This is a genomic window from Agrobacterium sp. ST15.16.024 (genome assembly GCF_027956545.1).
Lineage (GTDB): Bacteria > Pseudomonadota > Alphaproteobacteria > Rhizobiales > Rhizobiaceae > Agrobacterium > Agrobacterium cucumeris.
Window position 1 is genome coordinate 497,914 of sequence record NZ_JAQKGO010000002.1, and the last position, 15,164, is coordinate 513,077.

General features: G+C 58.5%; 10 protein-coding genes. 5 read left to right on the plus strand and 5 right to left on the minus strand.

Features of this window, described 5'->3' with window-relative positions; translation table 11 throughout:
* Positions 1 to 53 precede the first annotated feature (53 nt).
* Positions 54 to 419 carry a PAS domain-containing protein gene (locus PL640_RS10840; protein ID WP_142841576.1) on the minus strand — a complete coding sequence of 122 codons (366 nt, stop codon included), beginning with the start codon at positions 417 to 419 and terminating at the stop codon, positions 54 to 56.
* A 418-nt stretch (positions 420 to 837) separates the two neighbouring features.
* On the opposite strand from PL640_RS10840, the gene uppP reads away from it, so the two are divergent.
* On the plus strand, positions 838 to 2,346 hold the full coding sequence (uppP, locus tag PL640_RS10845; RefSeq protein WP_142841577.1) for a polysaccharide biosynthesis protein UppP: 1,509 nt from the start codon (positions 838 to 840) through the stop codon (positions 2,344 to 2,346).
* Between the two features lie 54 nt (positions 2,347 to 2,400).
* Here the strand turns inward: uppP and galU are convergent, their stop codons facing one another.
* Positions 2,401 to 3,288: a UTP--glucose-1-phosphate uridylyltransferase GalU gene (gene galU / locus PL640_RS10850; RefSeq protein ID WP_082185327.1), complete on the minus strand. Its 888-nt coding sequence runs from the start codon at positions 3,286 to 3,288 to the stop codon at positions 2,401 to 2,403.
* A gap of 195 nt (positions 3,289 to 3,483) precedes the next feature.
* On the opposite strand from galU, the gene PL640_RS10855 reads away from it, so the two are divergent.
* The 4 genes from PL640_RS10855 (at position 3,484) to PL640_RS10870 (ending at position 8,235) form a co-directional block, all read left to right on the plus strand.
* On the plus strand, positions 3,484 to 4,707 hold the full coding sequence (locus tag PL640_RS10855; RefSeq protein ID WP_271361850.1) for a lytic murein transglycosylase: 1,224 nt from the start codon (positions 3,484 to 3,486) through the stop codon (positions 4,705 to 4,707).
* 62 nt (positions 4,708 to 4,769) lie between these two features.
* Complete coding sequence (locus PL640_RS10860) at positions 4,770 to 6,005, plus strand: SGNH/GDSL hydrolase family protein (RefSeq protein ID WP_271361851.1); 1,236 nt, start codon at positions 4,770 to 4,772, stop codon at positions 6,003 to 6,005.
* A gap of 203 nt (positions 6,006 to 6,208) precedes the next feature.
* Positions 6,209 to 6,883, plus strand: a complete 675-nt coding sequence (locus PL640_RS10865; RefSeq protein WP_271361852.1) for a response regulator transcription factor — start codon at positions 6,209 to 6,211, stop codon at positions 6,881 to 6,883.
* On the plus strand, positions 6,880 to 8,235 hold the full coding sequence (locus PL640_RS10870) for a sensor histidine kinase (RefSeq protein ID WP_271361853.1): 1,356 nt from the start codon (positions 6,880 to 6,882) through the stop codon (positions 8,233 to 8,235). Before PL640_RS10865 ends, PL640_RS10870 begins: the two co-directional genes overlap by 4 nt.
* Positions 8,236 to 8,434: 199 nt before the next feature.
* Here PL640_RS10870 and PL640_RS10875 read toward each other — a convergent pair whose 3' ends face one another.
* The 3 genes from PL640_RS10875 to gltB are packed head-to-tail and all read right to left on the minus strand — an operon-like array spanning position 8,435 to position 14,751.
* On the minus strand, positions 8,435 to 9,889 hold the full coding sequence (locus tag PL640_RS10875; RefSeq protein ID WP_046799952.1) for a glutamate synthase subunit beta: 1,455 nt from the start codon (positions 9,887 to 9,889) through the stop codon (positions 8,435 to 8,437).
* Between the two features lie 15 nt (positions 9,890 to 9,904).
* A complete protein-coding gene (locus tag PL640_RS10880) occupies positions 9,905 to 10,063 on the minus strand; it encodes a hypothetical protein (protein WP_271361854.1) in 159 nt (52 codons plus the stop codon).
* Between the two features lie 8 nt (positions 10,064 to 10,071).
* Positions 10,072 to 14,751, minus strand: a complete 4,680-nt coding sequence (gltB, locus tag PL640_RS10885) for a glutamate synthase large subunit (protein ID WP_405049192.1) — start codon at positions 14,749 to 14,751, stop codon at positions 10,072 to 10,074.
* Positions 14,752 to 15,164 lie beyond the last annotated feature (413 nt).

Genomic DNA, 15,164 nt, shown 5'->3' on the forward strand with positions numbered 1-15,164 from the left:
TGTTACTCTTTCACCCGGAATAAGTCCACTCTTCAGCCGGCCAGTGCTGCTTTTTAGTGCCGCAGGTCCGGCGGAGAGATTTCCTCGATCGTTCCCAGCCGCTTGAAAGGAATGTTTTCTTCATCGACCAGATATCGCCCGACTGTCCTTACCCATGACACCGAACCATCGTCCCGGCGCACGGCATATTCCTGATTGTAAAAGCTTGCCGCCTTCAGGGTGATCAAGGCGGTCTCGATCACACGATTTCGATGATCCAGATGCACTTTTTCAAGCATTTGAAAAATGCTGATACCCTGCATCGCCTGTCTTAACGGAATTCCGAAGAGTTCCGCACAGACCTCATCCAGATAGAATCGGTCGTTGGTAATATCCCAGCAATAAAAACCGACCTGCTTGATGTTCGAAACGGAATTCATGAAACGACGCTGTCACATAAAATAAAAATCAAAGAATTTACCAAGCAATAGAAAGCCCATTACCCTTAAATCATAGGGCGATTCCGTGCCAAATTGAAACGTTTAAATCTTATCATATTAGAAATATTTTGCACTGCGGTACGGTTTTCCGTTCCTCCGGCTGGCAGAATTCTGATTGCAAACCGTGAGCGCGAGCCTCACCGATTTTCACGCGGTAGCCAAAACGCTGAAATCCCAGCGATCTTTATCAACTGTTAACCATAAAAAACCTATTGTTAAAGCGATGTTAAAACTTGCGTCGCCTGTCGGGTCCCTGGTTTGTCCACGTCATTTCATCGGCCTCTCATTCATTTGGCCCGGGGAAGTGTTTTGGCGAATTGTCGATCCGGCATCGGCCAAATTCGCCGGGTGAAGAGGAATGAATGTGAAGGGCGCCGCCACACGTCTGCAGACGTCGCGGAAAGCAGCAACCCTGTTGCTTGCCTGCACGCTTCTTTGCTCCACCACGACAAACCTTTTCGCCCAAACCACCGTTACAGCCACCCCCTTATTGCCCGGCACCGCTCCCGCCGGCGACGGAACAACTTCGGCCACCCCGGCAACGGGCGTTGGAGCAGCGGCGGATGCAGAACAGGCTGCACCTGCGGCCGCCGCGCCTGCGCCACAGCAGCTCTGGCGCCCCTCGAACAATCCCGGCGACCCGATTTACGAACAGCAGGACGATGCGGGCCAACCCTATGCCGAGGCTGAAAACCCCTATGAGCCGACGGTGGATGGCGGTGAAAATCCGCAGATAGCAGCTGAGCCTGGCCAGACCCCCGGCATCCGGCTCGGTACATTCCTGCTGCGTCCCGCAATCAGCCAGACCATCAACACGGAAAAACAGACAAATACCGGTGGTCCCTCCAGACGCAACTATCTGACAACAGGCATCCGCGGCACGCTTACCAGCGACTGGTCCCGCCACGCGCTGACCGTGACGGGCGACGGCGCCTGGGAGAGAAACTTCGGTGGCGACAAGGATGGCGAAGAGCCCCGGGCGCGGATAGAGGCCGATCTGCGCCTCGATCTCGGCGAAGAGACGAAGGCCAATCTCAAAGCCGGTTACGAGTTCAGCCGCGAAGACACGACGGACCCCAATGCTTTGACCGGCGCCGCCGTGCAGGGCGGTGAGCATCGTTTCACGACTGGCGCATCGATAGAGCGGGACTTCGGCAAGCTGCGTGGGCTTGCGGCGCTCGATCTCTCCCGCACGGTCTATACGGATGCGAAAGGCCTTGATGGCCGGCCGATCAGCCTCAGCGATCGCGACCAGAACGGTGCGAACCTGCGCGGGCGCATTGGTTACGAATTGTCGCCGGCGCTGATCCCGTTCCTGGAACTGAATGCGGGAAAGACCAAATATGACAGTCGGCTGGATAATTCCGGCTACGCCCGCTCCTCCAATTCCTATGGTGCGAAGATCGGAACCGAGGTCGATCTCGGCGAAAAGACCCGTGGCGAGGCCGCCATCGGTTATCTGCGCAAGCAATATGATGACGACCGTCTTGCCTCCATCGGCGCCTTGACGCTGGATGGCGAACTCAACTGGTCGCCGCAGCGCGGAACGAATGTCAATCTCGGCCTGCGCACGACGATTGAGGATTTTGCCGGCGGTCCGCAGGGCGGCTGGATTTCCTATCGGCTGGATGCCGGGCTTACCCACGAATTACGCAACAATCTGGTCGCACGTTTGACGGGACAGATCGTGCACCGCACATTCCCCTCCTCCGACATCGAGAATGCCGTGGAATATACGGCAGGTGCCGGCCTGACATGGGGGCTGAACCGCTATCTCGACCTGACCGCCGACGTCAGCTACCAGTGGACGCCGGTTTATGACAGCAACGAATTCCGCGTCGGTGCAGGACTTGTCCTGAAGCGGTAATCACCAAACAAAAATCCCGGCGCGAAGGCCGGGATTTTGTCGTGTTCTGGTCTGTTACTTCAGTCCCTCGATCAGCGCCTTGATCGGCTCTTCGATCGCCGGACGAATATCCCCACGTTCAAGAGCGAAGGCGACGTTGGCGAGGATGAAGCCGTCCTTGGCGCCACAATCGAAAGTCTGGCCGCGGAAGTGATAGCCGGCAAACTCCTGCGACTGGGCAAGCGTCAGCATGCCGTCCGTCAGCTGGATTTCATTGCCTGCACCACGCTCCTGATTTTCGAGAATGTCGAAAATCTCCGGCTGCAGGATGTAACGACCGTTGATGTAGAAATTCGACGGCGCCGTACCCTTGGCAGGCTTTTCGACCATTTCTGTGATCTTGAAACCTTCGCCCACGGCATCGCCCACACCAACGATACCGTATTTGTGGGTCTGGTCGGGAGCGCATTCCTGCACCGCGATCACGTTGCCTGCAGTCTGGTCGTAAAGCTCGACCATGCCTTTCAGGCAGCTTTTCTGCGAATGCATGATCATGTCCGGCAACAGCACGGCGAAAGGCTCGTCGCCGACGATATCGCGAGCACACCAGACCGCATGGCCAAGACCAAGCGGCACCTGCTGGCGCGTGAAGCTTGCCGTGCCGGCTTTGGGCAGAAGGCCGGCCAGCAATGTCAGCTCGGCATTCTTGTTGCGCTCACGCAGCATCTGTTCGAGTTCAAATTGAATATCAAAATAATCTTCGATCACCGCCTTGCCGCGGCCGGTGACAAATACAAAATGCTCAATGCCTGCTTCCGCCGCCTCATCGACGACGTATTGAATGACCGGCTTGTCAACGACAGTGAGCATTTCTTTCGGAACCGCCTTGGTTGCGGGCAGGAAACGGGTACCGAGACCTGCGACCGGAAATACGGCCTTCCGAATTTTTTTCTGTTCTACCACATATCCCTCCTGAGAGATAAAACTTGATCACAATCCCCGCACGCTGTTGTTATTTCAAAAATAACAACGTTTTGTAAAGGGTGACGCTACCATCTATTAATGGTAAAGAATTTGTTGACGTTCTTTTGTTATCCCTGCTGATGCCCGATGCGTTTTCGCAATCGAAATGACATTCGAGAGAACGAAAGACTGACGATGACAAAGATGATCCTTTCAGATGTCCGCAAATTCGGCTGCATGATGGTTGCAGGCCTGGTGATCTCCCTGACCCCTGTTTCGGCCCATGCCGACGCCGGATTCAGACAGTGGATCAACCAGTTCTACGCAACAGCGGCAAAAGAAGGCATCAGCAAGGCGACCTATCAGAAGGCCTTCGCCGGCGTTAGCGAACCGGACCCGGATGCGCTGCGCAAGGCAACCTTTCAGCCGGAATTCACCACCCAGGTCTGGGATTATCTCGATTCCCGCGTCAACCCCTATACGGTGCGGATTGGCCGCGAGATGAAGATGAAGCATGCGACGACCCTGAACTGGATCGAGCGCAACTTCAATGTCGACAAGCATATCATTCTCGCCATCTGGTCGATGGAATCCAATTACGGCGCGGTTCTCGAAAAGCCGGAGCGGCTGCACAACATCCCGCAGGCTCTTGCGACGCTTGCCTATTCCGATCCCAAGCGCGCCAAGTTCGCGCGCACGCAATTGATCGCCGCCCTCAAAATCCTTCAGGCGGGCGATGTCACACCGAAACAGCTGACCGGCTCCTGGGCGGGCGCGATGGGGCACACCCAGTTTATTCCGACCAGCTATCTGCTTTACGCGGTAGATGCCGACGGCAATGGCAAGCGTGACATCTGGCACTCGGTTCCCGATGCGCTGGCGACAGCCGCAAATCTTCTTTCCAAGAACGGCTGGGAACCCGGCCGGACCTGGGGTTATGAAACCGCCGTGCCGCGCGGCGGCGCACGTTACGAAGGCCAGACGAAGACGATTTCGGAATGGGCAAAGCTCGGCTTTGCCCGCCCGAACGGCAAGAATTTCACCCGCGGCTCCGATCGCGCCATGCTGAAATTGCAGGGTGGAGCAAACGGTCCGGGCTTCCTGATGATGAAAAACTTCTTCACCATCAAGAAATACAACGCATCGGACAGCTATGCGCTGGCCGTCGGCCTGCTCGCGGATGAAATTGCCGGTTATGGCGGCATGCAGCAGAAATGGCCGCGCCCGGATGGCACGCTCGACATTCGCGAAAAATTCGAGCTCCAGACCCGCATGAAGGAACTCGGTTATTACGACGGCGAGATCGACGGTAATTTCGGCTCCGGTTCGAAAGCCGCCATTAGCGCCATCCAGTCGCGCATGGGCATGGAAAATGACGGCCAGCCGTCGCAGAGATTGCTGAGAGCCCTGCGCAATTGATAATATGCCGGCGAATTCGGCGGGGGTTCACCACCGCCGAAGCATCCGGAAAGGTCGATGTTATGAATGGGAAACCAACGGTGAATAGCAAAAAGACCGGATGGCGCATCTGCGCCATCATTCTTTCTGCTGCCCTTTGCGTGCCGCTCGTTCCATCCCAGTCCTTTGCCCAGGAACAGCGGCGTACCCTGTTCGAAATGCTGTTCGGCAGGCCGGTAGGCCGCGATGGCTCATCCGGACGTGAATACCAGCCCCGCAGCCGGCGGGATTTCCCCTCTGCCCCGCGCGAAAGATCGGTCACACGTCCGCAACCCGCGCGAAAGGCACCTTCGGTGGTTCAGATGCGAACCGCAAAGCCGGAGCCGGCCGCCAAGCTTGAAAATGCACGACGCGTTCTCGTTATCGGTGACTTCCTGGCCGGCGGCATGGGGGAAGAGCTCGTCAATGCCTTTGCCAGTTCGCCGGCAATTGCCGTCGATGTGCGGGCGAATGGTTCTTCCGGTCTCGTCCGCACGGATTATTACGACTGGTTTTCCAATCTGCCGCAATTCATAAGCGAGACCAATCCGGCCACCATCGTCATCATGATGGGCTCGAACGATCGCCAGCAAATGCAGATCGGCGATATCCGGGAGAAATTCGGTACCAATGTCTGGTTCAAGGAATATGAACGGCGGATCGATGAACTCCTGACCCTTGCCGGCCGGCCGAAAGTGCCACTGCTCTGGGTTGGCCTTCCCGCCTTCCAGTCCCCCTCGCTTACAGCCGATCTTGTCGGCTTCAACCGGCTCTATCGCAGCCATGTCGAAAAATATGGCGGTGAGTTCGTGGATGTATGGGACGGATTCGTCGATGAAGGCGGAAAATTCGTCATCACAGGTTACGACATGAACGGCCAGCAGGCCCGTCTGCGCGAGGCTGATGGCATCGGCATGACACAGGCCGGCAAGCGCAAGCTCGCCTTCTACGTCGAGAAATTCGTGCGCAGACACCTCGATAGCGCCGGCCCGGATCTCGTGAAGCTAGATGGCAGCAATCTTCCGGCGCTCACCTCGCTGCCGGCGCTTGGCATCGATGCGGGGCAGGTGCGCACGCAGCCGATCAGCCTTACCGATCCCAATCTCGATGGCGGCGACAAGCTGCTGGGCGATGCACCTTTGACAGCCGGGCCGACACGGGTCTCGGTGGTGGAATCGCCACGTGAACGGCTGACCAAGCGTGGCGAAATGGCCGATGCGCCGGCGGGCCGCATCGATGACTATCGGGTCGTCCCGGAGAATGTGCAAGCCCGACAATAGGCGCTTCTCCACCGGCACCACAAACGCGGCCGGGCGTAATGTTTAGGCAATGCGAAAATGGCAAGGTAACGGAAGTTCTGCAGAGATGCGGCCTGTAGCCGCATTCTGTATGGCGATATTTCTTCGTTACCACCACAAAGCTGTCATTTTTACTTCATGCACGGCCCACGTGAGCCGCGTCAAGATTTTGCCGAGACCAATTCATGCGCCTGCTGCTAGTTGAAGACGAACGCGAAATGGCAGCAGCCCTGTCCGCCGCGCTTCACCGGTTCGATATCATCGTGGACAATGTCGGCACGCTCGACCTTGCCCGTCATGCCATCATGGACGGTGTCCACGATCTTGTCGTGCTCGACCGGCAATTGCCCGATGGAGACGGTATCCAGCTTATAGAGGATCTGCGCGTTTTACCGGTCACCCCGCCGATCATCGTATTGACGGCGCAGGGCGCACTTGCCGACCGCGTGAAGGGCCTGAACCTCGGTGCGGATGATTATCTGGCCAAGCCCTTTGCCGTCGAAGAACTTCTCGCCCGCATCCGCGCCCTGATGCGACGACCCGCCAGCGCGGTGACGATGACGGCGAAGCTGGGCAAGCTGGAATTTTGCTTCGAAACCCGTGAAGTCCACATAGCGGGCGAGTTTCTTGCCCTGACCAGGCGGGAACTGCTCATTCTTGAAGCGCTGTTGCGGCGGCAGGGCAGAACGGTTCTACGTTCGCTGCTGGAGGAAGCCGTTTATAATTTCGATGATGAAATCCAGTCCAATGCCCTTGATTCCCACATTTCCCGTTTGCGCCGCAAATTGCTGTCCGCCGATGCGGGGGTGGAGGTCCATGGCATTCGCGGCGTCGGCTATCTTTTGAGAGCGACATCATGAAACCGGCCAAGAGAAAATCGCTCAAGCGCCGCCTGACCATTCAATTACTGCTGTTCCAGATCGGCAGCCTTTTCATCGTCAGCGCCGGCTTCGTCGCCTATCTGTCCACCGGCGGCGGAAGCAGCGCACTGCTCAGTCCACAGGCAGCCCAGATTACCGCCAATGCGCTGGTGCGGGACAAGGATGGCCGGCTGGTTCTGAAGGAAACGAGTGAATTCACGCAATTGCGCAGTAGCACACCCGACTTCTGGTTCGCCGCCGTCAGCGAAACGGGAGAGGTCATACAGGGTGGGCAAGTCCCCGAAGCATTCAGCAACATGGGTCAGCAGCTTAGCGATATCAGGCTCTCGGATATACGCGAGGCGGCGTTGTCCTATTCCTATCTCGCCGTCGTGCGTATTGCCATCGTTCGCCGCGTTTCCGGGCCGGCCGGTGAATTCGCCATGATCGGCAAAGGCGGACCGTTCAGCATGACATTCCCCGTCCTGCTGTTTTCCAACATATTGATCATGCCGATCCTCATTCTCATGTCGATTGTCACGATCGTGACCATTCCCTGGATCATTCGCAGGGAATTTCTCGCCCTCTCCGCCATTGCACGCACGGCAGAGACCATCGATATCGACAAGCGCGGATATCGATTGCCGGATGGCGATATTCCAAGAGAGGTGCAGCCGCTTGTGCATGCCGTCAACGGCGCGCTGAAACGGCTGGACGATGGTTACGAACGGCACAAGCGCTTCATTCTCGACGCGGCCCATGAATTGCGAACCCCCGTCGCCATTCTCCAGACCCGCGTTGAAACGTTGCTGGACGGCCCGTCCCGGAGCAGGATATTGGCCGATGCCAGCCGTATTGCCGTTCTGGCCGAACAATTGCTTGATCTGCAGCGTCTCGGCGGACAGAAAGCGCCGCTTATTCCGCTTGATCTTGTCAGCCTGTGCAGGTCGGTCGTTGCTGACATGGCGCCGCTTGCCATCTCCCAAGGCTATGAGCTTTCTTTCGAGCCGGAAGAAGAACCAATCCTTGCTCTGGCCGATGACGCCTCATTGCAACGCGCCCTTATGAATATCGTGCAGAATGCCATCGAACATGGCGGCAATCGCGGAACGATCACCATAAAGGTCGCCGCCAATCGCGTTATCGACATATGCGACGAGGGCAGTGGGATTCCAGAAGAGGACCGGGAGCTGGTGTTTGATGCATTCCACCGTTTGAGGCCGAAAGATCGCGGTACCGGGCTCGGTCTCAATCTCGTTCAGGAAATCATCCGTTACCATGGCGGAGAGATCACTATCAGTGATTCACCCACGGGGGGCGCCTGTTTCCGTATCAGCCTTCCCTATTGCTGACACACCGTTTTTCAAAAAAGCTGCTTTTCGAAAAAACCCGTAATGCCGGTGTAATTCACAGGCGCGATATTTTGCCTGTCCCCAAGAATGCGACACCCCAATCGCATTTTTGGTCGTCCGGTCAAGCGAAAGGCCTGTTGTGTTTCGCACAACAGGCCTTTTGTTTTTCTTCGTGCGGCTTACGCCCACATCGAACCGATCAGCGTGGCAACAGGCTTGCACCCATCAGGGCTTCATCGATCGCACGCGCCGCCTGACGGCCTTCGCGGATCGCCCAGACCACCAGCGACTGGCCGCGGCGAACGTCGCCCGCCGCCCACAGCTTATCGACGGAGGTTTTGTAGTCAGTTTCGTTGGCGATCACATTGGTGGAGCCGCGACGGTCGGTGTTGAGCGCCAGCTTGCCGTTCATTTCCTTCAGCACGCTATCGGTGAAGGGACCGGAGAAGCCAATGGCGATGAAAGCGAGATCAGCCTTGATGATGAATTCCGTGCCGGCAATCGGCTTGCGGCGATCATCCACCTGACAGCACTTCACGCCGGTCAACACGCCGTCTTCACCGACGAACTCAAGCGTCGCCACCTGAAATTCGCGAATGGCGCCTTCGGCCTGCGAGGACGAGGTGCGCATCTTGGTTGCCCAGAAAGGCCAGACCGCCAGCTTATCTTCCTTTTCCGGCGGCATGGGACGAATGTCGAGCTGCGTGACCTTCACCGCGCCCTGACGGAAGGCGGTGCCGACGCAGTCGGACGCCGTATCACCGCCGCCGACAACGACGACATGCTTGCCACCGGCGAGGATCGGATCGGCCGGCCAGCCGACGCTGTCGATGTTTTCACGGCCGACGCGACGGTTCTGCTGCACGAGATACGGCATGGCGTCGTAGACACCATGCAGATCCGCGCCGCCGATGCCGGCAGGACGAGGAGTTTCCGAACCACCGCAATAAAGCACCGCATCGTGATCAGCCAGAAGCGCCTCGACGGTCACGTCAACGCCGACATTAACGCCGTAATGGAAGGTGACGCCTTCGCCCTTGATCTGCTCGACGCGGCGGTCGATGAAGTTTTTCTCCATCTTGAAATCCGGAATGCCGTAACGCAGCAGGCCACCGGCCTTCGATTCACGCTCATAAACGTGCACCTCGTGACCGGCGCGGCCAAGCTGCTGAGCGGCCGCCATGCCGGAAGGGCCGGAACCGATGATGGCGACCTTCTTGCCGGTGTGGATCGTCGCCGGCTTCGGCACGATGAAACCCAGCTCATAGGCCTTGTCGGCGATCGCCTGTTCGACGGTCTTGATGGCGACCGGCGCATCTTCGAGGTTCAGCGTGCAGGCTTCCTCGCACGGCGCGGGACAGACGCGGCCGGTAAATTCCGGGAAGTTATTGGTCGAGTGCAGGTTGCGGATCGCCTCTTCCCAATTGTTGTTATAGACCAGATCGTTCCAGTCGGGGATCTGGTTGTGCACGGGACAGCCCGTCGGGCCGTGACAATAGGGAATGCCACAATCCATGCAGCGTGCCGACTGCTTCTGCACTTCGGCATCCGACATCGGAATGGTGAATTCGCGGAAATGGCGGATACGATCCGATGCGGGCTGATACTTGCCCACCTGCCGGTCGATTTCCAGAAAACCTGTTACCTTGCCCACGTTTATGTCCTCACATCAAAGCGGAGCGCCTGTCGGGCCCCAGTACCAGTAAGCGAAACCGAAAGCCGCCCCCAATACGATGAACTCAAATCCGGTCTCGCCGCTCGTCCAGTAGATCGCCGTGGGAACGGCGACCGCGATCAACAGCGAGACCAGTTGGTGTAGTATCTTCACGCGGCGGATTACTCCGCTGCCACGCCCATCTTCATCCGCTCCATGTCCTCAAGCGCACGACGGTACTCAACCGGCATGACCTTGCGGAACTTCGGACGGAACTCGCTCCAGCGGTCGAGTATATCCTTGGCGCGCGCCGAGTTCGTGTAGTGGAGGTGGTTGGAGATCAGCTGGTAGAGGCGCTCTTCGTCGTGGCGCGTCATGTCCTCGGAAACGTCTACACGTCCCTTGTGCATGAGGTCGCCGCCGTGATGGTGCAGCTTTTCCAGCATGTCGTCTTCTTCCGGAACCGGCTCCAGCTCGACCATCGCCATGTTGCAGCGGGTGGCGAAATCACCGGTCTCATCAAGAACATAGGCCACGCCGCCGGACATGCCGGCCGCGAAGTTACGGCCCGTCTCGCCGAGAACCACCACGATACCGCCGGTCATATATTCGCAGCCATGGTCGCCGACACCCTCGACAACTGCGACAGCACCGGAGTTGCGCACCGCGAAACGCTCGCCCGCCACACCGCGGAAATAACACTCGCCGGTGATCGCGCCGTAGAGCACGGTATTGCCGACAATGATCGAGTTTTCCGCGACAATCCGGGCGTTTTCCGGCGGGCGTACGATGATACGGCCACCCGAAAGGCCCTTGCCGACATAGTCATTGCCGTCGCCCACCAGATCGAAGGTGATGCCACGCGCGAGGAACGCACCGAAGGACTGACCGGCCGTTCCCTTGAGGGTGACGTGGATCGTATCGTCCTTCAGGCCCTTATGGCCCCAGCGCTTGGCAAGCGCACCTGACAGCATCGCGCCGGCGGAACGGTCGACGTTCTTGATCGGCACTTCGAACACGACAGGCTCGCGGTTTTCGAGCGAGGGCAGCGACTTCTCGATCAGCTTGCGGTCGAGAATATCATCGATCGGGTGCTTCTGGCGCTCGGTCCAGAAGGTTGCTTCCTTGGTAGCCTCGACCTTGTGGAAGATGCGGCTGAAATCCAGTCCCTTGGCCTTCCAGTGCGCCAGCATCTCATCTTTTTCGAGCAGTTCGGAAGCGCCGATGATCTCGTCCAGCCGGGTAACGCCAAGCGAGGCCAGGATTTCACGCACTTCTTCGGCAACGAAGAAGAAATAGTTGATGACGTGTTCCGGCGTGCCCTTGAAGCGCTTGCGCAGAACCGGGTCCTGCGTCGCAACGCCAACGGGACAGGTGTTGAGATGACACTTGCGCATCATGATGCAGCCCGCCGCAATCAGCGGCGCGGTGGCAAAGCCGAATTCATCCGCACCGAGCAGAGCGCCGATGATGACGTCGCGGCCGGTCTTCAGACCACCATCCACCTGCAGTGCCACGCGTGAGCGAAGGCCGTTCAGCACCAGCGTCTGCTGGGTTTCGGCAAGGCCGATTTCCCAGGGGCTGCCGGCATGCTTGAGCGAGGTGAGCGGCGAAGCGCCGGTGCCGCCATCGAAACCGGAAACGGTGATGTGATCGGCGCGGGCCTTGGCAACGCCGGCCGCAACCGTGCCGACGCCCACTTCCGACACCAGCTTCACCGAAACATCGGCTTCCGGATTGACGTTCTTCAGGTCGTAGATCAGCTGCGCCAGATCTTCGATGGAATAGATATCGTGGTGCGGCGGCGGCGAGATGAGGCCGACGCCCGGCGTCGAATGCCGGGTTTTGGCAACCGTTGCATCGACCTTGTGGCCGGGCAACTGACCGCCTTCGCCGGGCTTTGCACCCTGCGCCACCTTGATCTGCAGCATGTCGGCATTGACGAGATATTCCGTCGTCACACCAAAGCGGCCCGAGGCAATCTGCTTGATGGCCGAGCGCTCCGGGTTTGGCTTGCCGTTGAGCAACGGCAGGTAGCGGTCGGATTCTTCGCCGCCTTCGCCGGTGTTCGACTTGCCGCCGATGCGGTTCATAGCGACGGCAAGCGTCGTATGCGCCTCGCGGCTGATGGAACCGAAGGACATGGCGCCCGTCGAGAAACGCTTGACGATATCAGCTGCCGGTTCGACATCATCGATGGAGACCGGCTTGCGGCCGAGTGCTTCCGCTGACTTGACGTTGAACAGGCCGCGAATGGTGTTCATGCGCAGCGCCGTGTCATTCACCATGCCGGCGAATTCGCGGTAGCGATCCTGGCTGTTGCCACGCACGGCATGTTGCAGCGAAGCGACGGCATCCGGCGTCCAAGCGTGGCTTTCACCACGCATGCGATAGGCATATTCGCCGCCGATATCGAGCGTGTTGGCAAGGATCGGGTCCTTGCCGAAGGCCGCCGTATGGCGTGTTACGGTCTCTTCCGAAATTTCTGTCAGGCCCACGCCCTCGATGGAGGTGGCGGTACCGAAGAAATATTTCTCGACGAATTCCGAAGACAGGCCGATGGCGTCGAAGATTTGCGCGCCGCAATAGGACTGGTAGGTGGAAATGCCCATCTTGGACATGACCTTGAGAATGCCCTTACCAACCGCCTTGATGTAGCGATAAACGACTTCATCGTCGGACACTTCCTTCGGGAAGGCGCCGTGCTTGTGCATGTCGAGCAGCGTATCGAAGGCGAGATAGGGGTTGATCGCCTCGGCACCATAACCGGCGAGCAGACAGAAATGGTGGATTTCACGCGGTTCACCGGTTTCCACAACGAGACCGACCGAGGTGCGAAGACCCTTGCGGATCAGGTGGTGATGCACGGCAGCCGTCGCCAGAAGTGCCGGGATCGCGATACGATCAGGGCCGAGCTGGCGATCGGAGAGAACGATGATGTTGTACCCGCCGCGTACGGCCGATTCAGCCCGCTCGCACAGGCGGTCGAGCATATCGGGCATGCCTTCCGCGCCACGCTCCACATCATAGGTGAAGTCGAGCGTCTTGGTATCGAAACGGTCTTCCGTGTGGCCGATGGAGCGGATCTTTTCCAGATCGCCATTGGTCAGGATCGGCTGGCGCACTTCCAGACGCTTGGCGCGGGCAGCACCTTCGTGGTCGAGAATGTTCGGGCGCGGACCGATGAAGGACACGAGGCTCATCACAAGCTCTTCGCGGATCGGGTCGATCGGCGGGTTCGTCACCTGCGCGAAGTTCTGCTTGAAATAGGTGTAGAGCAGCTTCGACTTGTCCGACATGGCCGAGATCGGCGTATCGGTACCCATCGAACCGATGGCTTCCTGGCCGGTCGTCGCCATCGGAGACATCAGCAGCTTCGTATCTTCGCTGGTGTAGCCGAAGGCCTGCTGGCGGTCGAGCAACGACACGTCGCGGCGCAGCGCGCGCGGTTCCACCGGCTTCAGCTCTTCAAGGATGAGCTGCGTGCGGTCGAGCCATGTGCGGTAAGGGTGCTTGGCGGCAAGCTCGTGCTTCACTTCCTCGTCGGAAACGATGGAGCCCTTTTCCATATCGATCAGCAGCATCTTGCCGGGCTGCAGACGCCACTTCTTGACGATGCGCTCTTCCGGCACCGGCAGCGTGCCGGCTTCCGACGCCATGATGATGCGGTCGTCGTCGGTGACGAGATAACGCGCCGGGCGCAGGCCGTTGCGATCAAGCGTCGCGCCGATCTGCTTGCCATCGGTGAAGGCGACGGCGGCCGGGCCGTCCCACGGCTCCATAAGTGCCGCGTGATATTCGTAGAATGCCTTGCGCTCGGCCGACATGGACTGGTTGCCGGCCCAGGCTTCCGGGATCAGCATCATCACGGCATGAGCCATGGAATAACCGCCGCGCACGAGGAATTCGAGCGCGTTGTCGAAACAGGCGGTATCCGACTGGCCTTCATAGGAAATCGGCCAGAGCTTGGAAATATCGTCGCCGAACAGTGCAGAGGAAACCGACGCCTGACGCGCCGCCATCCAGTTGACGTTGCCGCGCAGCGTGTTGATTTCGCCGTTATGGGCGACCATGCGGTAGGGGTGCGCAAGCTTCCAGGACGGGAAGGTATTGGTGGAGAAACGCTGGTGCACGAGGGCGACGGCGGATTCAAAACGCGGATCAGCCAGATCCTTGTAATAAGCGCCAACCTGATAGGCGAGGAACATGCCCTTATAAACGATGGTGGAGGAGGAGAGCGACACGGGATAAAAATCCTGCGTCTCCTTGCCGCCGCCCTCGTCGTAGATGCGGTTGGACAGCACCTTGCGGATCAGGAACAGCTTGCGCTCAAAATCGGCATTGGTCGCTGCTTCGCGCCCCGCACCGATGAAGACCTGAACATGGTGCGGTTCTGTCCCGGCAATATCCGGGGCCTTGGACAGTGAAGAATTATCGACCGGCACATCACGGAAGCCGAGGAACTGCTGTCCCTCCTCGCCGATGACGTCGACGATGACTTTCTTGTAATGCTCGATACGCGACGGATCGCGCGGCATGAAAATGTGACCAACGGCATATTCGCCAGCCTTCGGCAGCGTCACGCCCTGGCCCGCCATTTCCTCGCGGAAGAAACGGTCGGGGATCTGCACGAGAATGCCGGCACCATCACCCATCAGCGGATCGGCACCGACAGCGCCGCGATGCGTCAGGTTTTCCAGAATGAACAGGCCGTCCTTGACGATCTGGTGCGACTTGTGGCCCTTCATATGGGCAACAAAGCCGACGCCGCAGGCGTCATGTTCATTGGCGGGATCGTAAAGACCCTGCTTTTCCGGCAGGCCGCCCGCGAAACGCGCTTTCGCAGAAACGGGTGCGGCCACAGCCGCGGTGGGACAGTCTGTGGTCAGGGTTGCGGCGGCGATCTCTGCCTGCGGCTTGTGCGTCATGTTTGTCCCTCCTGCAAAATTACTTGCATGGTTTCATGCGAAAATCCGGCTCGACCACGAATTCTCGCTTCCAGCAAAAATCGCACTCAACCCGGCTCGATCAAATTTAGGACAGCAAAGCTGTCTCAATTCACGAGGATTTTGGCAGAAACCGGCGGAATTGGCAAGGGTGCGAATCCAATTAGTCAGACCGTCCTTTTGCAGTGAAGTTTCGATACTGACCTATTGCGCGAAACTTTCTTGTCACAAAACCGGCCGAGCTATTGCTTTCATTACCGGATTTGCCAATCGCAAGGTTAGGTCCTAGAAGTTTCCCCGTCATCGCTTCACGCAGCCCCAAAACAGAC

Bases quoted from the DNA above. Each gene is read 5' to 3' on its own strand.
- PL640_RS10840 (WP_142841576.1), bottom strand. From the start codon at position 419: ATGAATTCCGTTTCGAACATCAAGCAGGTCGGTTTTTATTGCTGGGAT.
- uppP (WP_142841577.1), top strand. From the start codon at position 838: ATGAATGTGAAGGGCGCCGCCACACGTCTGCAGACGTCGCGGAAAGCA.
- PL640_RS10855 (WP_271361850.1), top strand. From the start codon at position 3,484: ATGACAAAGATGATCCTTTCAGATGTCCGCAAATTCGGCTGCATGATG.
- PL640_RS10860 (WP_271361851.1), top strand. From the start codon at position 4,770: ATGAATGGGAAACCAACGGTGAATAGCAAAAAGACCGGATGGCGCATC.
- PL640_RS10865 (WP_271361852.1), top strand. From the start codon at position 6,209: ATGCGCCTGCTGCTAGTTGAAGACGAACGCGAAATGGCAGCAGCCCTG.
- PL640_RS10870 (WP_271361853.1), top strand. From the start codon at position 6,880: ATGAAACCGGCCAAGAGAAAATCGCTCAAGCGCCGCCTGACCATTCAA.